We start from the raw sequence: 26,114 nt of genomic DNA, 5'->3' as shown, positions 1-26,114 counted from the left end.
CCATGCTGGCCCTTGGTGGCCTTGTCGCGCTGGCATCCGGCCCGGCTATGGCGGCGGAACTGCGCCCCGACCAGATCGCCTTTCGCGATATCTATCGCGAACTGGTGGAGACCGATACCAGCGCGCCGACCGGCAGCTGCACCGTGGCGGCGGGCCGGATGCTCGATCGGCTGCGCAAGGCCGGGTTCGGGCCGGATCGCGCCGAGGTCTTCGTGCCGGAGGGGCATGACAAGGATGGCGGCCTGATCGCCCGGATCGAGGGGAGCGATCCGCGCGTCGCGCCGCTGCTGCTGGTCGATCATATCGATGTGGTTTCCGCCCGGCGCGAGGATTGGCCGCGCGATCCGTTCCGCCTGACCGAGGAGAAGGGCTATTTCATCGGGCGCGGGGTGATCGACGACAAGGCGCTGTCGGCGATCTGGATCGACAGCCTGATCCGGATGCAGGCGGCGGGCTTTCGTCCCCGGCGCACGATCAAGGTGGCGCTGACCTGTGGCGAGGAAAGCGGCGAGGCGGTGAACGGCGTCGACTGGCTGCTGCGCAAACGACGCGATGCGGTGCAGGCGGGCTTTGCCCTGAACGAGGGCGGCTATGGCATCAGCGACAAGGATGGCCGGCCGATCGCCCTCTATCTGGCGGTGGGCGAGAAATATGCGCAGAGCTTCACGATCGAGGCGCGCAACAGCGGCGGCCATAGCAGCCGGCCGCGCCCCGACAATGCGATCTATGACCTGGCCGATGCGCTGGCGGCGGTGCGGCGGCTGTCATTCCCGATCCAGCTCAACCCGACCAATCGCGGCTATTTCACCCGCATGGGGCCGATCGTCGGCGGCGCGATGGGGCAGGCGATGGAGCGGCTGGGGCAGGGGCAGGACGATGCCGCAACGATCGCGACGGTGACGGGCGACGTCACCTATAATGCGATGCTGCGCACCACCTGTGTCGCGACGCAGGTGGAGGCGGGCCATGCCGAAAATGCGCTGCCGCAGCGGGCGCAGGCGACGATCCAGTGCCGTCTGTTTCCCGGCGACAGGGTGGAGGATGTCGAGGCGCGGCTGCGCGCGGCCCTGCCATCCGGGATCACCCTGACCCGCAAGGGCGACAAGGGCGCGCCGGCCGTGCCGCCGCCGCTCGACCCCCGGATCATGGGACCGGCCGAAAAACTGGCGCAGCGGCATTTCCCCGGCATTCCGGTGGTGCCCAACCTGCTGACCGCCGGCACCGATGGCCGCTATCTCAGCGCGGCGGGCATTCCGACCTATGGCGTGCCGGGCATCTTCCTCGATCCCGACGGCAATGGCGCGCATGGGGTGGACGAGCGCATCCGGGTGAAGAGCGTCTATGATGGACGCGACTATCTCTATGCGCTAATCCGCGCCTATGCCGAGGGGCGCTGACCGGCCCCTCGGTTGGCGCCGCTCAGGTGCGGATCCACACGCCCTTGGTCTGGAGATAGGCGTCGATATGTTCGGCGCCGCCCTCCCGGCCATAGCCGCTCATCTTGTAGCCGCCGAACGGCACCGACGGGTCCATGGCGAAATAATGGTTCACCCAGATGGAGCCGGCGCGGATGCGCTTGACCGCCGTCATGGCCTTGCCGATGTCGCGGGTCCAGACCCCGCCGGCGAGGCCGAAGCGGGTCGCGTTGGCGCGGCCGATCACCTCGTCCAGGCTGTCGAAGGGCAGGATGCAGGAGACGGGTCCGAAAATTTCCTCACGCGCGATCCGCATCTCGTCGGTTACATCGGCGAAGATGGTCGGCGCCACCCAATGGCCCTTGTCGAGCGCGCCGCCGGTGACGCGATGGCCGCCGGTGACGAGCCGGGCGCCCTCCTGCGGGCCAAGGTCGAGATAGGAGGAGACGCGGGCGAACTGTTTGGCCGACACCAGCGGGCCGATCACGGTTTCGGGATCGAGGCTGGGGCCGATCTTGAGATTGGCGGCGAAGGCGGCGATGCGCTGCACCATCTCCTCATAGACAGGCCGTTCGACGAACAGGCGGGTGCCGGCGGCGCAGACCTGACCCGAATTGTTGAACACGCCCATCGCGGCGGCTGGGGTCGCAGCGTCGAGATCGGCGTCGGCGAAGATGATGTTGGGCGATTTGCCGCCCAGTTCCATCGTCACCTTCTTCACCGATCCGGCCGAGGCGGCGATGATCCGCTGGCCGGTCTCGCACGAGCCGGTGAAGGCGATCTTGTCGACGTCGGGATGGGCGGAAAGGGCCGCGCCGGTCTCGCCCGCGCCGGTGACGACATTGACGACGCCCGGTGGCACGCCGGCCTCCAGGCAGAGTTCGGCAAAGCGCAGCGGGCTGAGCGAGGCATCCTCGGCCGGCTTCAGCACGATGGTGCAGCCGGTGGCGAGTACAGGGCCGATCTTCCAGGCGGCGCTGAACAGCGGCCCGTTCCAGGGGATGATCGCGCCGACGACGCCGACCGGCTCCTTGAGCGTGTAGGACAGGAGATCGACCGGAAAGCTGTTGGACAAAGTCTCGCCATGGATGGCGGTGGCGGCGCCGGCGAAATGGCGCAGCGATCGCTGCAACATGCCGCGCAGCCCCATGGCGGCGGTGATCGGCCGGCCCATCTCGATCACGTCGAGCAGGGCGAGATCCTGGAACTCGGCATCGACCAGATCGGCGAGGCGCAGCAGCACCGCCTGGCGCTCGGCCGGCTTGAACCGGCTCCATGGCCCTTCGAAGGCGGCGCGCGCGGCGCGCACGGCGCGGTCGACATCCTCGGCGCCGGCCAGCGCCAGATCGGCGACCAGTTCGCCAGTGGAGGCGCTGAAGCTCTGGAATGTCTTGCCGGACAGGGCGTCGACATGCTGGCCGTCGATCAGCAACTGCTTGGGCTTGCCGTCGATGAAGGCGGGGCGGCGGGTTTCGATCATCTTTATGTCCTTTCGGGAAGGCCGGTCAGACCGGCTCCCCTTCATGGGCGCGGCGCATCGAGGCGCGGCCGAGGGCGAAGAGAAGGGCGGCGGGCAGCAGCACGCAGAAGACGCTGGTGATGAGCGAGAGGCCCACCTTCATCTCGTCGCCCCACAGCTTGTCGGTGACGAGGCCGATGAAGGCCGGGCCGCCGGCCATGGCGATGAGGCCGGATGCCAGCACATAGAGGGCCGAGACGCGGCCGCGCAGATAGGCCGGGGTGACGACCTGGACCGTGGCCGGCCCCATGCTGGCGGTCGAGAGGATCAGCGCCATGAAGCACCAGTAGCAGGCGACCGTAGCCCAGGGGCTGGCGACCAGGAAGGCGGCGATGCCGAAGGGGGCGGCGGCCAGCACGGTCATCAGGCACCAGAAGAGATGCGCGTCCTTGCGTCCCCGGCGATAGAGGCGATCGACGGTCCAGCCATGGAGCGGGATCAGCGCCGCGGCGGCGATCTGGGCGATGCCGATCACCGGGCCGATCTGCGCCGGCTGCCAGCCATGGACGCGGGCAAGATAGACCGGGGTCCAGAGCTGGAAGCCGATGGTGGCGGCATAGGCCAGGCCGAAGCCGACAAAGGCGGTGGTGTAGAGCGGCTTGTGCCGGCGGATATAGGCCCATGCCTCGCCATAGCCCGCGCCCGCGCTCACGGCCTTGCGGCGGGGCGGTTCGCGGAACAGGAAGACGAGGAAGGCGAGCAGGATGCCGGGCGCGCCGGTCATGATGAACACCTGCTGCCAGGGCTGGAGCGTGCCGAAGATCGGCCAGGCGGCAGGACCGGCCTTCATCGCCGCGCCGACGATCGGGCCGCCCAGCAGGAAGACGATGCCCGCGCCCATGACGCCGCCCATGATGAAGACCGACATGGCGAGCGAGACACGGTGCGGCGGGAAGCTGTCGCCGACGACCGAATAGCTGCCGGTACCAAAGCCCGACTCGCCTGCGCCCACCCCGGCCCGCGCCATGGCGAGGCCGATGAAGCTGCCGGCGAGGCCGCAGGAGGCGGCGGCGATGCTCCAGGCCGTGACCGACAGATAGAGGACGATGCGGCGGCTGAACCGGTCGAGCGCCATGCCGAGCGGAATGGCGCAGAGGCAGAAGAGGACGGCGAAGGCCGGCCCCTGGAGCAGGCTGATCTGGAGGTCGGAGAGACCCAGATCCTGTTTGATCGGGCCGACCATCAGCGCCATGATGTTCCGGTCGGTCAGCGACAGGATATAGAGCAGGAACAGGATCGCGACCGTCAGCCAGCCCATGAAGGGGCTGGGATAGTCGGCGGTGGCCGGAGCAGGAGGCGGTGGCGCGGGGCTGTCGATCGGCGCGGAGGATGACGGCGAAGCTGACAGGGACAAGGCAGGTTCGCTCATCGCCGGAACGCCCTGATTATCACCGATTCTCTGTTGCGCAGGCTCGACACCGACCTTCTCCATGCTGATCGCCGTGCCTGGTCCGCGGAGCGGCACGATCTGTTGCCGGCATAACGCACATTTTTGCACCATAGGTCAATATATGATGCGCCGCTTTTCGCGGCTTTATCCCCTGTCCCTAATAAGAAGGCCGGATTTCCGTTGCGGCAAGGGGGCAAATTCTTTTCGATCAAACATTTACCACTGGTGCAAAATTAGTTGACATCCACCGCTGGAGCGATAGAAATAAAAATGCACACCGGGATAATAATGACAGGTGTGGGCCAACGAGCCGACACATTGCGTCCAGGGAGAGGAAAGACCAATGTCCAAGCACAAGATTTTTGCGTCGTCGCTGGCGATCGGCGCCAGCATCGTCGCGATGACGGGCAGCGCGCTGGCGCAGGATGCGGCGCCGCCCGCACCGGCACCGGAGCAAGCCGCCGAACAGGGTGGTGCCGCGCCGGTCAGTACATCCGACATCGTCGTTACCGGTTCGCGCATCGTGCGCGACGGCTATACCGCGCCGACGCCGGTGACGGTCGCCACGACCGAGGAATTGTCGCGCACGACGCCGTCGAGCATTCCGGACGCACTCAACAAGCTGCCGCAATTCTCCAATTCGCTTAGCCCGTCCAAGTCGGCGTCGAACTTCTCGAACGCGCCGATCCACGGCAATGTGCTCAACTTGCGTGGCCTGGGCACGCCCAGCGCCAATCCCAAGGGGCCGCTGCGCACGCTGATCCTGTTCGACGGCATGCGCGTGTCGCCGACCGAATATATCGGCACGATCGACACCAACGTCCTGCCGCAGCTGCTGATGCAGCGGGTCGACGTGGTGACCGGCGGCGCCTCGGCCCAATGGGGCTCTGACGCGGTCGCGGGTGTCGTCAACTTCGTGCTCGACAAGAAATTCACCGGCATCAAGGGTGTCGCCCAGGCGGGGATTTCCGACGAGGGCGACAATGCCAACCAGCGCCTGGGGCTGGCGGTCGGCCAGGATTTTGCCGGCGGACGCGGGCATATACTGCTTAGCGGCGAATATTCCAACAATGAAGGCATGCTGCGCAGCGATCGCGACTATGCGACCAAGGGCTATAGCTATGTCGGTAGCGTCGTGGGTTGCACCAAGCTGGCGAGCGAGCCGGCGTCGGTCTGCGCGCCGGGCGGCGCGCGCAACCCCTATACGATCGGGTCGAACATCCTGATTTCGGCGCTGGCGCCCAATGGCCGCATCACCGCCTCCAGCGTGGCGGGCAATCCCTATGTCGGGCAGGTCATCAATAATGACGGCACGACGCGCCCGTTCAATACCGGCACGGCGGTCGGCACGACCGGCTTTCAGTCGGGTGGCGACGGTTACCAGATCCCGACCACCGGCGCGGCGGTCATCCCGCTGACCACCTATCAGGCGTTCGGTCGTCTGAGCTATGATCTGACCGACGATATCAACGCCTTCGTCCAGGGTAGCTGGTCACGCTCGGACCTGGAATATTCGACCCAGGTGAATGCGCTGGTTCCCGCGTCGCAGGGTGTCACCATCTACAAGGGCAATCCCTATCTGTCGTCCGCGCTGAATTCGGCGCTGACGTCCGCGACGGACAGCTACACGGTCGGCCAATATGATGCCGGCCAGCCGACCGCCATCGCCAAGGAACGCACCGATTACTGGATGGTCAATGCCGGCTTCACCGGCAAGCTGGGCGGGCTAGACTGGAGCGCCACCTACTCGCATGGCGACTCCAAGCACATCCTGGCCAATTCCGGCCTCTATGACAGCAAGAAGCTCTATGCGGCGGCCGACGCGGTGGTCGATCCGAGCACCGGCCAGATCACCTGCCGCGTGCTGCTCGATCCGACCTATGCCAGCCAATATGCGGGCTGCAAGCCGATCGACGTGCTGCATGGCGATCCGTCCAAGTCGACGCCCGAAGGCTATGCCTATGCCACCGGCACATCGCGCTACCGCGCGAACATCCGTCAGGACAGCTTTGCGGTGAACCTGAGTGGCAGCCTGTTCGACCTGCCGGCCGGGCCGGTCGACTTCGCGGTCGGCGCGGAATATCGCAAGCAGACGCTGAACCTCACCAGCAATGCCGATCCCTCGCTGCTTGACACGGCGGCCGAGCGCAGCGCCTATTTCGCCGGCCTGCGCGGGGTGCCGGCCACCACCAACTTCTACTGGCTGACCAATGTCGGCACCGCCCATGGCAGCCTGAACGTCAAGGAAGCCTATGCCGAACTGGCGGTGCCAATCCTGAAGGACAAGCCCTTCTTCCGGGAACTGAGCATCAACGGCGCGGGCCGCATCACCGACTATTCGACGTCGGGTACGGTCGAGACCTGGAAGGTCGGCGCAACCTGGAAGCCGGTCGATGACCTGCTGCTGCGTGCCACCCTGTCGCGCGACATCCGTGCGCCCAACCTGTTCGAACTCTATTCGGGGGCGCAGAGCGGCATCGGCATCGTCAATGATCTGCAGACGGCCGATGGCAGCTATGGCAGCGGCCTCAACCAGAATGTGAACACGGTCACCAGCGGCAACGCCAATCTGAAGCCGGAAAAGGCCAAGACGCTGACGATCGGTGGCGTGCTGACGCCGTCCTTCTTCCCCGGCTTCTCGCTGTCGGTCGACTATTACAAGATCAAGGTCACGGGCCTGATCGACACGCTTTCGTCGCAGCAGATTATCACCAACTGCTATAATGCGGGCGGATCGGGCGTGGCCGAATGCGGCCTGATCGATCGGGCGACGCCGACCAGCCTGCCCTCGCTGGTGCATATCGTGCCGGCCAACATCGCCTTTCTGAAGACCGCCGGCATCGATTTCGACGCCAGCTATCGCACGGCGCTGGGCGACGGGGCGCTCAGCCTGCGCCTCTACATGAACTATCTCGACAAGTTCGATGCCCAGCAATATGCGGGCGCGCCGATCGCCCATTATGCGGGCGTCAGCGTGGTCGGCAGCAACCCGGCCGGCTTCCCGCGATGGCGCGGCAATTTCTCGATCGATTACAGCAACGGGCCGTTCGGCATCACCCTGTCCGAACAATATATTCACAAGATGCGGCTGGATATTCCCGGTGGGCCGGTGCCGATCGAGTTCGTCGATGATAAGGTGAAGGCGGTCTGGTATACCGACCTGGCCATGCGCTTCACCGTGCCCCAGGGGAATGGCAATTTCGAGCTGTTCGCCAACGTCAACAACCTGTTCGACAAGCAGCCGCCGATCATTCCGGGCACCGTGCCGGGGGTGAATCTGCCCACCAATATCGCGGTCTACGACTTTATCGGCCGGGCCTTCACGGCGGGCGTCCGCTTCAAATTCTGATAAAAGCCGAAGAGCCATTCGGGGCAAGCCGCTGGGGGCCGGATCATCCGGTTTTCAGCGGCTTTTTTCGTGCCGATGGGGTGAGCAGCCAACTTTGAGAAGCCGGCGCGAAATAGCCGCAAAAGCGCCCAATGGCGGATCTGCGCTTGGCTATCAAATCTGGAGATGGGAAGGGGTGGTGGACGCACTTGGGCTCGAACCAAGGACCCGCTGATTAAGAGTCAGCTGCTCTACCAACTGAGCTATGCGTCCACACTGGCCTATAAGCGATCCGCTGGGGGATCGAACCTGCATCAGGCCGATGCAGGATTTGGTGGACGCACTTGGGCTCGAACCAAGGACCCGCTGATTAAGAGTCAGCTGCTCTACCAACTGAGCTATGCGTCCATCCCGTTGTCGGTCAGTCTTGGTGGCTGATCGCTTCGGTGTGGGCGGGCTGTTAGCAGGCACATTTGATTCTGCAAACAGTAAATTGCGTTATCGCACAATTTTTTCGCGAGAGGCCTGTTCAGGCCCAGTTGCCGATGCGCGTGGTGCGCTTGGTCGAGCGGTCGATCGACATGATGATGCCCACGCACAGCATGACGGTCAGCATCGACGAACCGCCATAGGACATGAAGGGCAGGGGGATGCCGACCACGGGCGCAAGGCCCATGACCATCATCAGGTTGATCGCCATGTAGAAGAAGATGGTGGTGGTGAGGCCTGCCGCGACCAGGCGCGCGAACTTGTCGGGCGTGCGCAGCGACACGCGGATGCCCCAGCGGAACAGCAGCATGAAGGCGCCGATCAGGAACACGCCACCGGCCATGCCCCATTCCTCCGCCATGGTGGCGAAGACGAAGTCGGTATGGCCTTCGGGCAGATATTGGAGATGGCTTTGCGTGCCCTGGAGGAAGCCCTTGCCCCAGATGCCGCCGGAGCCGATCGCGATCTTCGACTGGCTGATATGATAGCCCGCGCCCAGCGGATCGCTTTCCGGGTCCATGAAGATCAAGACGCGCTTCTTCTGATAGTCATGCAGGAAGCTGAAGGCGATCGGGATGATCGCGGCGACGGTGAGGCCGGAGCCGATGAACAGGCGCAGCGGCAGGCCGGCCAGAAACATGACGGTGATGCCGCCCGCCAGGATCATCGTCGCAGTGCCCAGATCCGGCTGTACCAGCACCAGCGCCCAGGGAACGCCGATCAGCACCAACGCGGGCCAGATGGCGTTCCAGCGGCGGATTTCCCCCACTGGCAGCATCGCATAGAAGCGGGCGACCGCCAGCACGATGATCGGCTTCATGAATTCCGACGGTTGCAGCTGCATGAAGCCCAGGTTGATCCAGCGCTGGCTGCCACCGGCAACGCCACCGATCAGTTCCACAAGCACCAGCGAAACCAGCACCGCGCCATAAGCAGGGAAGGCAAAACGGGCGAACAGCTCCAGCGGGATGCGGCTCAGCACCAGCGCCATGACGGCGAAGATGACGAAGCGCACCCCCTGGTTGATTGCCCAGGGGGTGATGCTGCCACCCGCTGCGCTGTATAGCACCAGCGTCCCGAACAGGGCGATGGCGGCAAGCAGGCCCAGCACGCGCCAGGGAAATTCGGTGACGGACTGGGGTATGATGCTCATTACGGGGTTCCAGGGCCGGGGGGCGCGGGCAGGTCGTCGCCATCATCGGGCTCAGCCGATGACGGGGCCGGTGATGGCGGGCTGGCGGCCGGCGTGCTGGCGGTCGGCGCGGTCGCATTGGCCGCCTCGCTGCCATTGGCGGCGGCCGCCGGCGGCGGCGCCTGTCCCTTCTCGATCGCCTTGGCCAGGCGGAAAGCGGCCATCTGCCGGGCCTGGCGTTCGGCCGGGGTGCCGCCCCAGCCCTTTTCCAGCGTGACCAGCTTCTCCATCGCCTTCTGCGGATCGAACAGATAGGACATGGTGTCGCTGGCGATCATCGGCGCATCCTCATTGCGGATGGTGTGGCCACCATGTTCGATGATGCAGGCGATGGCATAGCGAGGATTGTCGAACGGCGCGAAGCCCTGGAACAGGGCGTGGTCGCGCAGCTTGAAGGGCAGGCCGGCATTGCCGCGCACGCCGCCGGCGCGCTCCGCCATGGTGATGCGACGCACCTGCGCAGTGCCGGTCTTGCCGGCGATCAGCACATCGGGGATGCTCATGCGTGCCGCGCCGCCGGTGCCGCCGCCATTGACCACCGCGCTCATCGCGTCGCGGATCGTCACCAGATGCTCCTCGGGCACGCCGACCAGTGCCGGTTCGGGCCGGGCCGCACCATGCAGGAAATTGGGCATCAATTGCCGTCCGGTCGCCAGCCGCGCTGCCATCACCGCCATCTGCAGCGGATTGATCAGCATATAGCCCTGACCGATGGTCGCATTGACGGTGTCGTACACCTGCCATTTCTGGTTATATTTCTTGAGCTTCCACGCCGGGTCCGGGACCGTGCCATAGCTCTGGCTGGGGAAGGGCAGGTCGAAGCGCTGGCCCATGCCGACGCGCCGGGCCATGCTGGCGATGCGGTCCATGCCGATCCGCTGGGCCATCTGGTAGAAATAGATGTCGCAGCTCTGGGCGATCGCGCCGCGCATGTTGAGCGGACCGTGGCCGCGCTTCTTGTGGCAGTGAAACAATGTGTTGCCGACGCGGATCGCGCCGCCGCAACTGACCGTCTCGGCCGGCGATACGCCCGCCTCCAGCAATGCCAGTGCCACCATCGGCTTGACCGTCGATCCGGGTGGATAGAGGCCCTGCAGCACCTTGTTGCGCAGCGGGACATGGTCGTCCTTCGACAGCATTTCCCATTCCAGATGGCTGATGCCGTCGGAAAAGCTGTTGGGGTCGAAGCTGGGCATCGACGCGCAGGCCAGCACGTCGCCATTGTGGCAGTCAATCACCACCACCGCGCCGCTCTGGGTGGCGAGGCGCCGGCCGGCATATTCCTGCAGGCCCGCGTCGATCGTCAGCTTGATCGGATTGCCGGGCGTGTCCGGGCGGGTGGTGAGTTCCCGCACGATCTTGCCGCGCGCGGTGACTTCCACCCGCTTGGCGCCGGGCTTGCCGGTCAGATGCTCGTCATAGGCGCGCTCCAGCCCGTCCTTGCCGACCTTGAAGCCCGGCGTGATGAGCAGCGGATCCTTGCGCTTCTTATAGTCTTCCGCGGTCGCCGCGCCGACATAGCCGAGCAGATGGCCGACCGTGGCACCGGCCGGATAATGGCGCGAAAAGCCCTGGCTCGGCGCGACGCCCGGCAGGTCGGTCAGGCGGACGGAGACGGCGGCGAACTGGTCATAGGTCAGCTTGTCGGCGACCTGGACCGGGCGGAAGCCGGCCGACTTGTCCAGTTCCTCCTTGATCCGCTCGACATCGTCGGGCTGGAGCGAGAGGAGTTGCGCCAGATGGCCGACCGTCGCCTCGGCATCGACGATCCGCTGCGGGATCAGGTCGACGCGGAAATCGGTGCGGTTATTGGCCAGCGGACGGCCGTTGCGATCAACGATCCAGCCGCGCCGGGGCGGGATCAGCGTCAGGTTGACGCGATTGCTTTCCGACAGGAGCTGATATTTCTCGTTCTCGGCAATGCTGATCCAGCCCATGCGGCCGACCAGCAGCGCGCCGATCGCGCCCTGCAGCCCGCCGACCACCATGGCCCGGCGGCTGAAGGTGAAACTCTGGGTGGCTTCGGTGACGATCTTGCGCTTGGGCGTCGGGAATTTCATGCCATCACGCGCCAGCGGTCGATCCGGGCGCATTGCCGGACGACGAAGGGAAAGAGCAATATCGTCCAGAGCATTTGGGGCGCGACCAGCAACAGTTTCACAGGACCTCCGCCGGTAATCCGCGCGAAGAAGACGCCGCCGGCGAGGCAGAAGATAATCGCCATGGTCGCGATTAACCAGTCCTGACGATAGCTGCGCCAGACGAGCCGATGCTCGATCGCGTCGATCCCGATCAGCATCACGGTCCACAGGAACATGGCCGAGCCGATCGGCTGGCCGCTCATCATGTCGTCGAACAGGCCGAGCGGCAGGCCGACCCAGGCGCGCCACAATTCCGGGCGCAGCAGCCGCCAAGCCAGCAGGACCAGCAGGCCGAAGGGCGGCATCGCCGGCGACTGGGCGATGACGGGCAGGATCGTCAGCATCGACCCCAGCATCACGGTCACCACCGGCGTTCCCGCCAGGCGCCAGCGCGACGGATGGCGGCCCAGGCGGGGAACCGGCGGCAGATTGCGATCGATCATGGCGTCGCGGCGTTCCCGGCGGCCAGGCCATTGGGGTCGCTGGTCGCGGCCACGCCCGGATCGGGGCGGGTCACGATCTGCTCGAAGGCGCGCTCCACGACCACGGCATCGACCTTGGTCGGGTTGGCGAGCGGCACGCCATAGGCGATCTCGCCCTGGACGCGGACGACCACGGCGACCGGGATATTGGGCTGGAAGATGCCGCCAATGCCCGACGTCACCAGCAGATCGCCCGGCTTGAACGGGTTGCGACCGGCCGCCAGCGCGCGGATCTCCAACGATCCGTCGCCGCCGCCGGTGGAAATGGCGGGGACATTGTCGTTGGCGCGGCGCACCGGCACGATATTGCTCGTGTCGGTCAGCAGCAGCACCTCGGCGGTGTTGGGCGTGGTGGTATGGACGCGGCCGATCAGCCCTTCGGCCGCGCGGACCGGCATGCCCGGACGCACGCCCTGCCAGCTGCCGGCATTGAGCCGGGCGAAGCGACGCGCGCTGCTGGCGGACGAACTGATGAGGCGCGCCGACAGCAGCGCGCTGCTGTCGACATCGACCAGCTTCAACAGCTTCTTGAGCCGCGCATTTTCCTGCGCGATGCCCTTTGCCTCGATGATCCGGTTGCGATCGGCCTCGACCTGACGGCGCAGGCCGACATTCTGGGAACCGGCGCGCCAATAGGCGGCCAGAACCTCGTCGATCGAGCTGACGCCGCTCACCGTCCGCTTCATGCCGGTGGACAGGGGGCGGGTGATTTCCGCCGTCCCTGTCCGGATCGCGGCAAAGCCGGTCGGATCGAAGATGGCGACAACGATCAGGAGCAGCGCGATCGCTGCCCCGGCCATTGCCACCACATAGCTGGCGAAGAGGCTATATTGCGCCTTCCGGTTATGACCGGGGCGTCGGCTGGGTGGCCGCGCCATCGTCTATGTCCCCCGGATCAGGCAGTCTGCAACACGCCCCGGAAGATCGGATCCTCCATCGCGCGGCCGGTGCCGATCGCGACGCAGGTCAGCGGATCTTCCGCGATGGTGACCGGCAGGCCGGTCTCGTCGCGCAGTTCATCGTCCAGCCCCTTGAGCAGCGCGCCGCCGCCGGTCAGGACGATGCCCTGATCGACAATGTCGGCCGCCAGTTCGGGCGCGGTGTTTTCCAGGGCGATGCGCACGCCTTCGACGATCGTGCTGATCGGCTCGGCCAGTGCGTCGGCGATCTGGCCCTGGTTGATGCTGATTTCCTTGGGTACGCCGTTGACGAGGTCGCGACCCTTGATGTGGATCGTCTCGCCGACGCCGTCTTCGGGCGGCTGGGCGACGCCGAACTGCTTCTTGATGCGCTCGGCAGTGGCTTCGCCGATCAGCAGATTATGGTGGCGACGCACGAAGCTGACGATCGCCTCGTCCATCTTGTCGCCGCCGACGCGGACCGAGGTGGTGTAGGCGAGGCCGCGCAGCGACAGCACGGCGACTTCGGTGGTGCCACCGCCAATGTCGACGACCATCGAGCCGATCGGTTCGGTCACCGGCATGTCGGCGCCGATTGCGGCGGCCATCGGTTCCTCGATCAGGAACACCTGGCTGGCGCCGGCATTGCTGGCGGCGTCGCGGATGGCGCGGCGCTCGACGCTGGTCGAGCCCGACGGCACGCAGATCACGATCTCGGGCGCGCGCCAGGGGCTGTGCTTGCCGCCATGCACCTTGTTGATGAAGTGCTTGATCATCTGCTCGGCCACGTCGATGTCGGCGATGACGCCGTCGCGCAGCGGGCGGATCGCCTCGATCGAATCCGGGGTCTTGCCCATCATCAGCTTGGCATCGTCGCCGACCGCCTTGACGCGTTTGACGCCGTTCAGCGTCTCGACCGCGACCACGGAAGGTTCATTGAGGACGATGCCGCGGCCACGGACATAGACCACGGTGTTGGCGGTACCCAGGTCGATGGCCATGTCCTGGGAGGAAAATTTGAAGAGGCGCGAGAAGATCGACATGCTTCATCCTGTTTCGCCCGGTTGCGCCGGGACGGCAGTGTTCGTGTCCGCGCTCCGTCCCGCCCAAATCTATGCTGGAATATTTTTGGGGTCGCGGCTCGCGGAAAGCGCTCGCTTGGGCTAGTCACTAATCAATGTCAATACGCCGTCTGCCCGAACATCTGGTCAATCGCATTGCCGCAGGCGAAGTGGTCGAAAGACCCGCCAGCGCGCTCAAGGAAATCGTCGAAAACGCGCTGGATGCCGGCGCGACGCGCATCGCCGTGCGCCTGTCGAGCGGCGGGCTCGACCGGATCGAGGTCAGCGATGACGGCTGTGGCATGGATTCGCAGGACATGGCCCTGGCACTGGAGCGCCATGCCACCTCCAAGATGCCCGACGACGCGATCGAGAATGTCGCGACGCTCGGTTTCCGGGGCGAGGCGCTGCCATCGATCGCCTCGGTCGCGCGCCTCTCGATCGACAGCCGGCCGCGTGGCGCCGACGGCTGGAACCGCACCGTCGACAATGGCGTGCTGGTGGCCGAAGGGCCGGCCGCACTGCCGCCGGGCACCCGCGTCACCGTCGACCAGCTCTTCGCCAGGGTGCCCGCGCGGCGCAAATTCCTGCGCTCGGGCAAGTCGGAATATGCTGCCTGCCTCGACGTCATGCGTCGCCTGGCCATGGCCCATCCGTCGGTCGCCTTCTCGGTCGAGCATGATGGCCGCCGGGTGCTGGGCGTGCAGGCGGGCGAGGCACGGGAAGAGCGGGTCGCCGCGCTCACCGACCGGCAGCTTGCCGACAATCATGTGATCGTCAGTCTGGAGCGGGACGGGGTGCAGCTTTCCGGCGTCGCCTCGCTGCCGACCTACAATCGCGGCGTGGGCGATCATCAATATCTGTTCGTCAATGGCCGCCCGGTCCGCGACCGGCTGCTGATCGGCGCGCTGCGCGGTGCCTATGCCGACATGCTGGCGCGCGATCGCCATCCGGTCGTCGCCCTGTTCCTCGACGTCCCGCCGCTGGAGGTGGACGTCAACGTTCACCCGGCCAAGACCGAAGTGCGCTTCCGCGACCCGGCGCTGATTCGCGGCATGATCGTCTCGGGCCTGCGCCGCGCGCTCGACGCGGAGGGCTTTCGCGCCGTGCAGCATGCCGATCCCGCCGCGCTCAACGCCTGGCGGCCCGAACCGCTGTCGCCCACGCCGATCGGTGCCATGCCGATCTTCGAGGCGGCGGCCACGCCCTATGCGCCGCCCAGCTACAGTCAGTTCGCGCCATCCTCGCCCGTCGGCTATCAGGGGGTAGGGGATCGGCGGCCGAATTTCCTGACCCCGCCGCCCCAGGCGCGCGCGGAACCCGCCGCCGCGCCGGCACCCGAAGGGCACAGCTTCCCGCTGGGCGTCGCGCGCGGCCAGGTCGCGCGCACCTATATCGTCGCCGAGGCCGAGGATGGTCTGGTCATCGTCGACCAGCATGCCGCGCATGAGCGATTGACGCTGGAACGGATGCGCCGGGCGATGGAGGGGCAGGGCGTGGCATCGCAGGCGCTGCTGCTGCCCCAGGTGGTCGAACTGGACGAGCCGGCTTGCGACCGGCTGGAGGCGCGGGTTGCCGAACTCAAGGAATTCGGCCTGGAGCTGGAGCGCTTCGGTCCCTCCGCCATGCTGGTGCGGGCAACCCCGGCGATGCTGGGGCAGGGGGATGTGCAGGGGCTGGTCTCCGACCTAGCCGATGATCTTGCCGCCTATGACAGCGCCTTGTCGCTCAAGGAGCGGCTCGATCTGGTCGCCGCAACCATGGCTTGCCACGGCTCGGTCCGTGCCGGCCGTATCCTCAGCGTCGCGGAAATGAACGCCTTGCTGCGCGAAATGGAGGTGACCCCGCGCTCGGGCCAATGCAACCATGGCCGGCCCACCTGGGTGAAGCTCGGCCATGGCGATATCGAGAAGCTGTTCGGGCGGAAGTGACGGCCTGGCGTCAGTGCCAGGCTGTCCCCAGTAACGCCAGCCATCCGCGCGCATCCGCCTGGCTTGCGGGCCTGGGCGCGCCATAGCCGCGGCATTCCAGGCAGTCGGCGCGCACGCCCGCACCGCTCACCAGCCCGCGCACATCGGCGACGGCCTGCAGCGCCCAGCGCTGCTGCAGCTTCGCCTCGCGGCCGATCAGGTCACGCGGGGCGCCCGCATCATCCTTCTCACGATCGGCGATCGACTGGACGAACTCGGCGAACTTGTCCGGCTGCTTCTCGATCCAGTAGGGCTTGGCCTTGGCCGGATCGATCTTGGCGCGGCGGGCCGCCTCGGCGATCGCGTCGTTGAGGTCGCCGAACCGGTCAATGAGGCCGATCTGGCGGGCGGTGCCGCCGTCCCAGACGCGGCCCTGGGCGATGGTGTCGATCTGCGCCGGCGTCTTGTGCCGGGCCTGCGCGACCAGGCCGACGAACCGGCGATAGATATCCTCGACCCCCATCTGCATGATCTGGTCGAATTGCGGCGTGGTGCCGCCGGCAATGTCGGGCTGGCCCGACAAAGGCGTGGTGCGCACGCCGTCGGTGGTGATGCCCATCTTGGCCAGCGTGCCCTCGAAGCTCGGAATGATGCCGAACACGCCGATCGATCCGGTGATGGTGTCGGGTTCGGCAAAGACGATGTCGGCCGGGGTCGAGACCCAATAGCCGCCGCTCGCCGCGACATTGCCCATCGACACGACGATCGGCAGGCCGCCGGACTTGGCCTCCATGATGGCGCGGCGGATTTTTTCCGACGCCTGCACCGATCCGCCCGGCGAATCGACGCGCACGACCAGGGCCTTCAAGTCCTTCTCGTCCAGTGCCTTCAACAGCAAGTCGGAAATCGTGTCGCCCGCCGCGGTGCCGGGGCCGGCCTCGCCATCGACAATGTCGCCGGCCACGGTCAGCACGCCGACCTGCCCGTCATTGGCGGGCTTCCTGGCCTTCACATAGGCGGCATAGTCGATCGCGGCATAATCGGTCTCGTCCTTGTCGGACGGATCGCCTGCAACCTTGGCGACGCGCTCTTCAAAGGCTTCCTGATCGCCCAGATGATCGACCAGCCCGGCGGTCAGCGCAGCCTTGGCCATGTCACCGCCGGCAGCACTGGCGGCGGCGGCCGGGTCGGCGGCATAGGCCGCGACCTTGGCCTTGGGGCGTGCCTTGGTCACGTCATCCTGCCAGTTCTGCCACAGTGCGCCGGCCAGTTCCTGATTGGCCTGCTTGGCGGCCGGCGACTGGTCGGCGCGGATATAGGGTTCGACGAAGCTTTTGTAGGTGCCGACGCGATAGACATGGGTGTTGACGCCCAGCTTGTCGATCAGTCCCTTGTAATAGAGGCCCGATCCGCCGCGCCCGGCGATGGCGACGCCGCCCATCGGGTCGACCCAGGCTTCGCTGGCATGGGCTGCGAGCTGGTAACTGTCGTCGCTATAGAGGGTGGCGAAGGCAAAGACCGGCTTCTTGGCGGCCCGCACCGCGTCCAGCGCCTTGCCGACGCGGGCGATGGCGACCTGGCCGCCGCCGGTGAAATCGTCGAGGTCGAGGACCACCGCCTTTACCTTGTCGTCGGTGCGGGCGGCGTCGAGCGCGGTCAATATGTCGGACAGGCGATATTCCTTCGCCTGGTCGCCCGAGCCCGACAGGATGGCGGTGGCGCTGACCTCGGTCGGCTGTTCGACGATGCTGCCGTCCAGGTCCAGCAACAGCGCGCCGCTGCCGATCGGCTTGGCCGGCTTGGGCGAGAAGGACAGGGCGGCATAGAGCAGCCCGAAGAAGAGCAGGAGGAACAGGAGCACCAGTCCGTCCTTGATCGCGACCAGGATGCGCCACGCGCCCTTCACAAATGCCAAATCGCCGTTCCTTTTCCGTTGGTCGTCCCGAGCTATCGCATCGCCGGTTTGACTGCAATGTGGGCTTGTCCTGACCCGCGACAAGCTTGCGCGCATAATTTTGCCCGCTATGGCAGGCGCATCTTTCGCCCTTATCGTGCAGGAGACACGCCCGATGCCCACGCTCGTCCTCATCCGCCATGGTCAGTCGACCTGGAACCTGGAAAACCGCTTCACCGGCTGGTGGGATGTCGACGTAACCGAAAAGGGCGTGGAAGAGGCGCGCGCCGCCGGTCGCCTGCTCAAGGAAAAGGGGCTGGATTTCGACCAATGCTATACCTCGGTCCAGAGCCGCGCGATCAAGACGTTGAACCTGGTGCTGGAGGAAATGGGGCGGCTGTGGCTGCCGGTCGAGAAGGACTGGCGCCTGAACGAACGTCATTATGGCGGCCTGACCGGCCTCAACAAGGCCGAGACCGCGGCCAAGCATGGCGATGCGCAGGTGAAGATCTGGCGCCGAAGCTTCGACGTTCCGCCGCCGGTGCTGGAAGCGGGCAGCGAGTTCGACCTGTCGAAGGACCGCCGCTATGACGGCATCGCCATCCCGTCGACCGAAAGCCTGAAGGATACGATCGCCCGCGTGCTGCCCTATTGGGAATCGGTCATTGCGCCCGACCTGAAGGCCGGCAAGCGCGTCGTCATCTCCGCCCATGGCAATTCGCTGCGCGCGCTGGTCAAGCATCTGTCGAACATCCCCGACGACGAGATCACCGAGCTGGAAATCCCGACCGGCCAGCCGATCGTCTATGAGCTGGCCGACGATCTGACCGCGACCGATCGCTATTATCTGTCGGAACGCTGATCCTCCCCGGAACGGGGAGGGGGACCGCGCCGCGAAGCGGCGTGGTGGAGGGGCACGCGCCCTCTTGCGCTCCTCTTCTTCCCTTGTGTCAGACGGCACCTGCCCCTCCGTCAGGCCTTTGGCCTGCCACCTCCCCAGAAGGGGAGGAATAGCATTGCCCCTTGGCGGCCCGGCCGCTAAGGGGCTTTGCTTTCCGGGCAGGCCGGTGGGCCGCCCCATCAGGGGAAGCGATTTATGAGCGGGGCAGTGGAAGTCGGCATCATCATGGGCTCGCGCTCCGACTGGGAGACGATGCGTCATGCCGCCGAGACGCTGGAAGCGCTGGGCGTCGCCCATGAGTGCAAGGTCGTGTCCGCCCATCGCACCCCGCAACGCCTCTATGATTATGCCACCAGCGCCGCTGGCCGCGGCCTCAAGGTCATCATCGCCGGTGCCGGTGGTGCCGCCCATCTGCCCGGCATGGCCGCGTCGATGACCCGCCTGCCGGTGCTGGGCGTGCCGGTGGAGTCCAAGGCATTGAAGGGCATGGATTCGCTGCTCTCCATCGTCCAGATGCCCGGCGGCATCCCGGTCGGCACGCTGGCCATCGGCAAGCCCGGCGCGATCAATGCGGGCCTGCTCGCCGCGTCGATCCTGGCGACGCATGACGATGCGCTGGCGCAGCGGCTGGACGCCTGGCGCGCGCGCCAGACCGACGCCGTCGCCGAAACCGTCGAGGACTGATCCCGATCATGACGACCATTGCCCCCGGCGCCACCATCGGCATCCTTGGCGGCGGCCAGCTCGGCCGGATGATCGCCATGGCCGCGGCCCAGCTTGGCTATCGCACCCATATCTACGCGCCCGAAACGAGCGGCCCGGCCGCCGATGTCTCGCCGAGCTGGACCCAGGGCGCCTATGAGGATGCCGCCGCGCTCGCCGCCTTTGCCGAGGGCGTGGACGTCGTCACCTATGAGTTCGAGAATATCGATCCGTCGGCGGTCGAGGTGCTGGCAAGTCATGGGCTTGTCCGCCCCGGCGCCGGTGCGCTGCGCGTCGCGCAGGATCGTCTGGCCGAAAAGCGCTTCGTCGCCGATCTGGGCGGCCTGACCGCGCCGTTCGCGCCGGTCGACAGCCTGGACGATCTGGAAACCGCGATCGAGACGATCGGCAGTCGCGCGATCCTCAAGACCAACCGCATGGGCTATGACGGCAAGGGTCAGGCCCGGATCAACGAGCCGGGCGACGCGGTCGGCGCCTGGAACGCGATTCAGCGCCAGCCGGCGATCCTCGAAGGCTTCGTGACCTTCGATCAGGAATATTCGGTGATCCTGGTGCGCGGCGCCGACGGCGCGGTGCGCTTCTGGGATTCGGCCGCCAACGTCCATGTCGACGGCATCCTCGCCACGTCGACCGTGCCGGCCGGCTCGCTGATCGAGGGGCAGTTGCCCGCCGCCCGCGCGCTGGCCAAGCAGGTCGCCGACGCGCTCGACTATGTCGGCGTGCTGACGCTGGAATTCTTTGCCAGCGCCGACGGCCCGGTGTTCAACGAAATGGCGCCGCGTGTCCATAATAGCGGCCACTGGACGACCGAGGGTGCGCTCACCAGCCAGTTCGAGAACCATGTCCGTGCGATCTGCGGTCTGCCGCTTGGCGATACTGGCCTGGCCGCCCAGCGGGTCGAGATGCGCAACCTGATCGGCGATGATGCGGCGGAATGGCTGGCAATCCTGTCCGACCCGGAAAATCATCTCCACCTCTATGGCAAGCATGAGGCGCGTCCGGGCCGCAAGATGGGGCATGTGACGCGGCTCAGCCTGTGAAGGCCGCTTGCTTTCTTTTCGCCGTCATCCCCGCGAAGGCGGGGATCCATCTCCTAAGCCATGTTTATTCGCAAGCTTGTGAGGTGGATTCCCGCCTTCGCGGGAATGACGGGAGTGTTGACGGATGAGCCGACCCGACATCGTCCTGATCCTGGCCCGCGCCGACAATGGGGTGATTGGCCGGGATGGCGACCTACCCTGGCGGCTGCCGGCTGACCTCAGGCATTTCAAGGCGCTGACCGCCGGCCATCCGATGCTGATGGGGCGCAAGACGTTCGACAGCCTGCCTGGCCTGCTGCCCGGCCGTCGCCATATCGTGCTGACCCGCGATCTGGAATGGATGGGCGAGGGGGCGGAGGTCGCCCATGATGTCGACGCGGCGATCGCGCTGGCCGACGCGCCGGTGCTGATGGTGATCGGCGGCGCGGAAATCTATCGGCTGTTCCTCGATCGGGCCGACCGGATCGAACTGACCGAGGTGCATGTCGACGCCGAAGGCGACACCCATATCGGCTATCCCGATCCGGCGGACTGGCGCGAGACGGCGCGCGCGGATCATCCCGCGCTGGACGGGCGCCCGGCCTACAGCTTCGTGACGTTCGGGCGGAAGCCATAAACTTTCCTTCCGTTCGCCCTGAGCGAAGTCGAAGGGGCCCGTCGAGCGCAGCGAGACGCCCCCCTCCAGTTAAGTTTGGCGTTGAGGTGCACTTCGCTCCGCTCAGTGCAAGGCTTCGACTTCGCTCAGCCCGAACGGGAGGTGGTGATCCATTGCCACGCCCTGTGTGTCACCCTATAGCCCCGGCCATGGAGCGGCTTACCAGCAATGCCCCGATCCCTGCGCATCTGCGCGGCGGCGTCATGGCGCTTGGCAATTTCGACGGCTTTCATGCCGGCCATCAGGCGGTGGTCGGCCGCGCGATCGCGCGTGCGCGGGCGGAAGGACGGCCGGCGATCGTCGCCACTTTCGATCCGCATCCCATGCGCCTGTTCCAGCCCGATACACCGCCGTTCCGCCTGACCACGCTGGACCAGCGCCAGGCGCTGTTCGCCGCCGCCGGGGCCGACGCGATGCTGGTGTTCGACTTCACCCGCGAACTCGCCGCGCTCGACCCGGCCGGCTATGTCCGCCTGCTGGTGGAGCAACTGGGCGTCGCCGCCGTCGTTACCGGCGAGGATTTCACCTTCGGCAAGGGCCGCAGCGGCACGATCGCCAGCTTCGCCGAACTGGGCCTGCCGGCCGAGGCGGTCGCGCCGGTCACGGACGCGGAGGGAGTGATCAGCTCCAGCCGCATCCGCGCCGCATTGCAGGCCGGTGATTGCGCCACCGCCACCCGTCTGCTGACGCGTCCCTTCACGATCCAGGGCATGGTCCAGCATGGCGACAAGCTGGGCCGCACCATCGGCTTCCCGACCGCCAATATCGACCTTGGCCCCTATTTGCGCCCGGCCTTCGGCATCTATGCGGTGCGCGGGCTGCTGGCCGATGGCCGGGTGCTGGACGGCGCCGCCAATCTGGGCATCCGCCCGACCTTCGATCCGCCCAAGCTGCTGCTGGAACCGCATTTCTTCGATTTCGCCGAAAGCCTCTATGACCAGAGCATCGAGGTGCAGTTGATCCACTATCTCCGGCCGGAGGCGAAATATGACGGCCTCGACCCGCTGATCGCGCAGATCGCACGCGACTGCGACGACGCACGGCAAATCCTTGCGGGAACGCCTTACCTCGCGTAGGGCGACGCTTCCACTTTTCCCGTTCGTGTCGAGCGAAGTCGAGACACGCGGCCGAGCGGAGCCGAGGCCCGGTTAGAGCCCTCGCTTCCCTCGGGCCGGCCCTTCGACTTCGCTCAGGGCGAACGGATTCATAAACTTGCACGGACATTCGATGACCGACCAGCCCGATTACAAATCCACCGTCTTCCTTCCCGTCACCGACTTTCCGATGAAGGCCGGCCTCGCGCAGAAGGAACCGGCGATTGCCGCGCGCTGGGCGGCGATGGACCTTTACGGCAAGCTGCGCGAGAAGCGCGCCGGCCGCGAACGCTTCATCCTGCATGATGGCCCGCCCTACGCCAATGGCGACATCCATATGGGCCATGCAATGAACAAGGTGCTCAAGGACATCATCGTCCGCAGCCAGTCGCTGCTCGGCAAGGACGCGCCTTACGTGCCCGGCTGGGACTGCCACGGCCTTCCGATCGAATGGAAGATCGAGGAGGAATATCGCAAGAAGAAGCTGAACAAGGACGAGGTGCCCGCGTCCGAGTTCCGCGCCCAGTGCCGCGCCTATGCCGACAAGTGGGTGGACGTGCAGAAGGAGCAGTTCAAGCGCCTGGGTGTGATGGGCGACTGGGCCGATCCCTATCTGACCATGAAGTTCGACGCGGAAGCGACGATCGTCGGCGAGTTGCTGAAGTTCGCGGAAAGCGGTCAGCTCTATCGCGGCGCCAAGCCCGTCATGTGGTCCCCGGTCGAAAAGACCGCGCTGGCCGAGGCGGAAGTGGAATATGAGGACATCACCTCGACCCAGATCGACGTGGCGTTCGAGATTGTCGAAGCGCCGAACGCGCCGGAACTGGTCGGCGCCCATGCGGTGATCTGGACCACCACGCCCTGGACGATCCCGGTCAACCAGGCTTTGGCCTATGGGCCGGAGGTTGAGTATGTTGCGCACAAGGGGCGGCAGCAGCGTCTCGTAGATGTCACCCAACCGGCATCGCCCGAAAATCTAGAAACGGTCTGGGAAGGCACGGTTGTCATCGCCGCAGCACTTTTCGACGACTTCCGTGGCAAAACTGCCTTTGTGCCGGACGATATGTTCGCACCCCTTTGGGCTGGCAAAGGCTCGGACCTCGCCGGCGCCGTCGCGCGTCACCCGATGCACGCGCTCGGCGGCTTCTTCGCCAAGCCGCGCCCGTTCCTCGCGGGCGATTTCGTCACGACCGATGCGGGCACCGGCCTTGTCCATATGGCGCCCGACCATGGCGAGGACGACTTCGCGCTGTGCAAGGCGAACGGCCTGAACCCCGTCTTCGCGGTCGAGGGCGATGGCAAATATCGCGCCGACTGGCTGTGGCTGGGCGGGCAGGGGAGTGTCATCAACCCCAAATTCGTCGGCAAGGATGGCCCGATCTGCACCGATCTGCGCGAAGCGGGTGCGCTGCTCGCCGCATCGGACGATTTCAAGCACAGCTATCCGCATAGCTGGCGCTCCAAGGCTAAGATCATCTTCCGCTGCACCCCGCAATGGTTCATCCCGATGGACAAGCCGCAGGAAGGCGTGGTGGCCGATGTCGATGGCGGCGTGATGCCGACCCCGATCGTCACCGGCAACGGCCCGACCCTGCGCGAGATCGCGCTCGACGCGATCGAGCATACGCGCTGGGTGCCTGAGCGTTCGACCAACCGCATCCGTTCGATGGTGGAAGGGCGCCCCGACTGGGTGATCAGCCGCCAGCGCGCCTGGGGCGTGCCGATCGCGCTCTATGTTCATCGCAAGACTGGCGACTATCTCGTTGATAAAGCAGTCAATGCCCGCATCATCGAGGCGTTCAGGGGCGCCGGTGCGGATGCCTGGTTCGGCGCCGATCATCAGGCGCTGCTCGGCCCCGATTATGACCTCAATGACTATGAGGTCGTGAACGACATTCTCGACGTCTGGTTCGACAGCGGCTCGACCCACAGTTTCGTGGTCGAGGGCCGCTATGGTGAAGGCACGCGCGCCGACCTCTATATCGAAGGCTCCGACCAGCATCGCGGCTGGTTCCAGTCGTCGCTGCTGGAAAGCTGCGGCACCCGTGGCCAGGCCCCCTACAAGGCGGTGCTGACCCATGGCTTCGCGCTCGACGGCTCGGGCAAGAAAATGTCCAAGAGCCTTGGCAATGTCGTCGATCCGCTCAAGATCATGGCCGAAAGCGGCGCCGACATCCTGCGCGTCTGGGTCGCAAGCACCGACTATTTCGATGACGTCCGCATCGGCAAGGAAGTGCTGGCCGGTTCGTCCGACGCCTATCGCAAGCTGCGCAACACCTTCCGCTACATGCTCGGCGCCCTGTCCGATTATGATGAGAGTGAGGCCGTGTCCTACGCCGAGATGCCGGAGCTGGAGCGCTACATGCTCCACCGCCTGGCCCAGCTCGACGCGGAACTGCGCGCGGTGGTCGACAAGGCGGCGAAGAGCGAGAATTGGCTGGAATTCAGCCGTTATACCCGCGCCATCTTCGACTTTGCGAACAGCGACCTCAGCGCCTTCTTCTTCGACATCCGCAAGGACTGCCTCTATTGCGATGCGAAGTCGGATCCCAAGCGTCGCGCCTATCGCACCTTGCTCGACACTTTGTTCCATGCGCTGGTCCGCTATGTCGCGCCGATCATCCCCTTCACCGCTGAGGAAGTATGGCAGAGCCGCTTCCCAAGTGACGAGGATAGCGTCCATTTCCTGGAATGGCCGGAGGTCGACCATCGCTGGATCAACCAGCATCTGAACGACAAGTGGGCGGAGCTGCGCGACCAGCGCGAGCAGGTGAACGAGGCGATCGAACCCTTCCGCCGCGAGAAGGTGATCCGCTCCAGCCTGGAGGCCGATGTCACCATGGGCGAAATGCTGCCCAGCGACGGTGTGAACTTCGCCGAAATCGCCATCGTCGCCCGGATCGAGATGGGCGTGGGCGACGGCATCATCGTCAAGCCCAGCGAGTGGCACAAATGCGGCCGCTGCTGGCGCCTGCTGCCCGAGGTCGAGGAAGATGGCACGCTGTGCAATCGCTGTGATGAGGTGTTGAAGGCATGAGTGCCATCAACCATCGCCCGCTGGGGCTGACGGTCGCGATCGTCACCCTCGCGCTCGACCAACTGGTCAAATATACCGTCACCTATCCGCTCGCGCTGCAGAGCCGGGCGGATGCGGGGATCGAGATACTGCCCTTCTTCCGCCTGCGCTGGCTGGAAAATCGCGGCGTCTCGATGGGCTTCTTCCATGCTGACAATGATACGATGCGCTGGATGCTGGTCGGCATGACCATGTTGATCGCCGGCTTCGTGGGCGTGTGGATGTGGCGCGAAAAGGCGCGGTCGGACATCGCGGCGCTCGGCCTGGTGCTGGGCGGCGCAATCGGCAATATCGTTGACCGGATGCGGCTGGGCTATGTCGTCGACTATGCCGACCTGCATTTCGGCGAATGGCGGCCGTTCCTGATTTTCAACCTGGCCGACGCGGCCATCACGTTCGGCGTGCTGATCCTGCTTGCGCGGGCGCTGCTGCTGCGCGAGAAGGGCGCAAAGACGGAGACCCTGAAGTAATGCGTAAACTGATCCTCGCCGCCGGCCTTGTTGCAACCCTGTCGGCGTGCGGCGGCGGTGGTAACGGCCTGCTCAATCGTGGCCGTCCCGACGAGTTCGCTGTGACGCGCCAGGCGCCGCTGGTCGTGCCGCCCGATTTCGCGCTGGTCCCGCCCGCGCCGGGCACCCCGGCTGCTGCCACGGTCGATTCGAGCCGCGCCGCACAGGAAGCGCTGTTCGGCGGTCCGGCCCCGCGCAGCGCATCGGAAAGCGCGGCGCTGAACTCGGCCGGCCGTGGCACGGCCGCCGCCGGCATCCGCTCGCAGGCGGGTGATCCGGGTACCGAAGTGGTCGACAAGGGCGCCACCACCCGCGACATCATCGCTGCGCCGGAAGGCGACGGCCAGGACGCCCGCGCCGCCACCGGCACGCAGACGACCCCGCCGCAGCAATAAT

19 protein-coding genes and 2 tRNA genes are annotated in these 26,114 nt (G+C 66.0%); 11 read left to right on the top strand and 10 right to left on the bottom strand.

Annotated elements, in window-relative coordinates; all coding sequences use genetic code 11:
* Window positions 1-2: 2 nt before the first annotated feature.
* Window positions 3-1,397, top strand: a complete 1,395-nt coding sequence (locus JQK15_RS06300; RefSeq protein ID WP_502956790.1) for a M20/M25/M40 family metallo-hydrolase — start codon at window positions 3-5, stop codon at window positions 1,395-1,397.
* A gap of 22 nt (window positions 1,398-1,419) precedes the next feature.
* On the opposite strand, the gene JQK15_RS06295 is transcribed toward JQK15_RS06300, so the two are convergent.
* Both JQK15_RS06295 and JQK15_RS06290 read right to left on the bottom strand, forming a co-directional pair.
* The gene (locus JQK15_RS06295; RefSeq protein WP_097382920.1) at window positions 1,420-2,895 is read right to left on the bottom strand and encodes an aldehyde dehydrogenase family protein; all 1,476 of its coding nucleotides are present in this window, start codon (window positions 2,893-2,895) and stop codon (window positions 1,420-1,422) included.
* 25 nt (window positions 2,896-2,920) lie between these two features.
* Window positions 2,921-4,303, bottom strand: a complete 1,383-nt coding sequence (locus JQK15_RS06290; protein ID WP_251007612.1) for an MFS transporter — start codon at window positions 4,301-4,303, stop codon at window positions 2,921-2,923.
* A 364-nt stretch (window positions 4,304-4,667) separates the two neighbouring features.
* On the opposite strand from JQK15_RS06290, the gene JQK15_RS06285 reads away from it, so the two are divergent.
* The gene (locus tag JQK15_RS06285) at window positions 4,668-7,673 is read left to right on the top strand and encodes a TonB-dependent receptor domain-containing protein (RefSeq protein WP_214864257.1); all 3,006 of its coding nucleotides are present in this window, start codon (window positions 4,668-4,670) and stop codon (window positions 7,671-7,673) included.
* A gap of 176 nt (window positions 7,674-7,849) precedes the next feature.
* Here JQK15_RS06285 and JQK15_RS06280 read toward each other — a convergent pair.
* The 7 genes from JQK15_RS06280 to JQK15_RS06250 form a co-directional block, all read right to left on the bottom strand.
* Window positions 7,850-7,925 (bottom strand) — tRNA-Lys (locus JQK15_RS06280).
* A 59-nt stretch (window positions 7,926-7,984) separates the two neighbouring features.
* Window positions 7,985-8,060, bottom strand: a tRNA-Lys gene (locus JQK15_RS06275).
* Between the two features lie 121 nt (window positions 8,061-8,181).
* Entirely contained in the window at window positions 8,182-9,294 is a 1,113-nt protein-coding gene (gene rodA / locus JQK15_RS06270; protein ID WP_017499258.1) for a rod shape-determining protein RodA, read from the bottom strand.
* On the bottom strand, window positions 9,294-11,393 hold the full coding sequence (mrdA, locus tag JQK15_RS06265; RefSeq protein ID WP_214864255.1) for a penicillin-binding protein 2: 2,100 nt from the start codon (window positions 11,391-11,393) through the stop codon (window positions 9,294-9,296). Before mrdA ends, rodA begins: the two co-directional genes overlap by 1 nt.
* Window positions 11,390-11,917 carry a rod shape-determining protein MreD gene (mreD, locus tag JQK15_RS06260; protein WP_017499256.1) on the bottom strand — a complete coding sequence of 176 codons (528 nt, stop codon included), beginning with the start codon at window positions 11,915-11,917 and terminating at the stop codon, window positions 11,390-11,392. The genes mrdA and mreD overlap by 4 nt, the downstream gene beginning before the upstream one ends.
* Window positions 11,914-12,834, bottom strand: coding sequence for a rod shape-determining protein MreC (gene mreC, locus JQK15_RS06255; RefSeq protein WP_004212358.1), 921 nt, complete (start codon window positions 12,832-12,834; stop codon window positions 11,914-11,916). The genes mreD and mreC overlap by 4 nt, the downstream gene beginning before the upstream one ends.
* A gap of 17 nt (window positions 12,835-12,851) precedes the next feature.
* Window positions 12,852-13,898 (bottom strand): rod shape-determining protein, encoded by a 1,047-nt coding sequence (locus tag JQK15_RS06250; RefSeq protein WP_004212359.1) that lies wholly within the window; start codon window positions 13,896-13,898, stop codon window positions 12,852-12,854.
* Window positions 13,899-14,032: 134 nt separating this feature from the next.
* On the opposite strand from JQK15_RS06250, the gene mutL reads away from it, so the two are divergent.
* Entirely contained in the window at window positions 14,033-15,847 is a 1,815-nt protein-coding gene (gene mutL, locus JQK15_RS06245) for a DNA mismatch repair endonuclease MutL (protein WP_214864253.1), read from the top strand.
* Between the two features lie 10 nt (window positions 15,848-15,857).
* On the opposite strand, the gene sppA is transcribed toward mutL, so the two are convergent.
* Complete coding sequence (sppA, locus tag JQK15_RS06240; RefSeq protein ID WP_214864251.1) at window positions 15,858-17,741, bottom strand: signal peptide peptidase SppA; 1,884 nt, start codon at window positions 17,739-17,741, stop codon at window positions 15,858-15,860.
* Window positions 17,742-17,895: 154 nt separating this feature from the next.
* On the opposite strand from sppA, the gene gpmA reads away from it, so the two are divergent.
* The 8 genes from gpmA (at window position 17,896) to JQK15_RS06200 (ending at window position 26,113) form a co-directional block, all read left to right on the top strand.
* Entirely contained in the window at window positions 17,896-18,582 is a 687-nt protein-coding gene (gene gpmA / locus JQK15_RS06235; RefSeq protein WP_017499252.1) for a 2,3-diphosphoglycerate-dependent phosphoglycerate mutase, read from the top strand.
* Between the two features lie 234 nt (window positions 18,583-18,816).
* Entirely contained in the window at window positions 18,817-19,305 is a 489-nt protein-coding gene (gene purE, locus JQK15_RS06230) for a 5-(carboxyamino)imidazole ribonucleotide mutase (protein ID WP_010339039.1), read from the top strand.
* Window positions 19,306-19,313: 8 nt separating this feature from the next.
* Window positions 19,314-20,384 (top strand): 5-(carboxyamino)imidazole ribonucleotide synthase, encoded by a 1,071-nt coding sequence (locus JQK15_RS06225; protein ID WP_159366387.1) that lies wholly within the window; start codon window positions 19,314-19,316, stop codon window positions 20,382-20,384.
* A gap of 124 nt (window positions 20,385-20,508) precedes the next feature.
* Window positions 20,509-21,000, top strand: coding sequence for a dihydrofolate reductase (locus JQK15_RS06220; protein WP_214864248.1), 492 nt, complete (start codon window positions 20,509-20,511; stop codon window positions 20,998-21,000).
* A gap of 188 nt (window positions 21,001-21,188) precedes the next feature.
* Entirely contained in the window at window positions 21,189-22,115 is a 927-nt protein-coding gene (locus tag JQK15_RS06215; RefSeq protein WP_214864246.1) for a bifunctional riboflavin kinase/FAD synthetase, read from the top strand.
* A gap of 151 nt (window positions 22,116-22,266) precedes the next feature.
* Window positions 22,267-25,170: an isoleucine--tRNA ligase gene (gene ileS, locus JQK15_RS06210; RefSeq protein WP_214864244.1), complete on the top strand. Its 2,904-nt coding sequence runs from the start codon at window positions 22,267-22,269 to the stop codon at window positions 25,168-25,170.
* Window positions 25,167-25,679 (top strand): signal peptidase II, encoded by a 513-nt coding sequence (gene lspA, locus JQK15_RS06205; RefSeq protein ID WP_214864242.1) that lies wholly within the window; start codon window positions 25,167-25,169, stop codon window positions 25,677-25,679. Before ileS ends, lspA begins: the two co-directional genes overlap by 4 nt.
* Complete coding sequence (locus tag JQK15_RS06200; RefSeq protein WP_004212371.1) at window positions 25,679-26,113, top strand: DUF3035 domain-containing protein; 435 nt, start codon at window positions 25,679-25,681, stop codon at window positions 26,111-26,113. Before lspA ends, JQK15_RS06200 begins: the two co-directional genes overlap by 1 nt.
* Window position 26,114 lies beyond the last annotated feature (1 nt).

Source organism: Sphingobium sp. BHU LFT2, assembly GCF_018604485.1.
Taxonomy (GTDB): Bacteria; Pseudomonadota; Alphaproteobacteria; order Sphingomonadales; family Sphingomonadaceae; genus Sphingobium; species Sphingobium yanoikuyae_A.
Note: the sequence above shows the minus strand (reverse complement) of the source record. Positions and strands in the feature narration are given on the sequence as shown.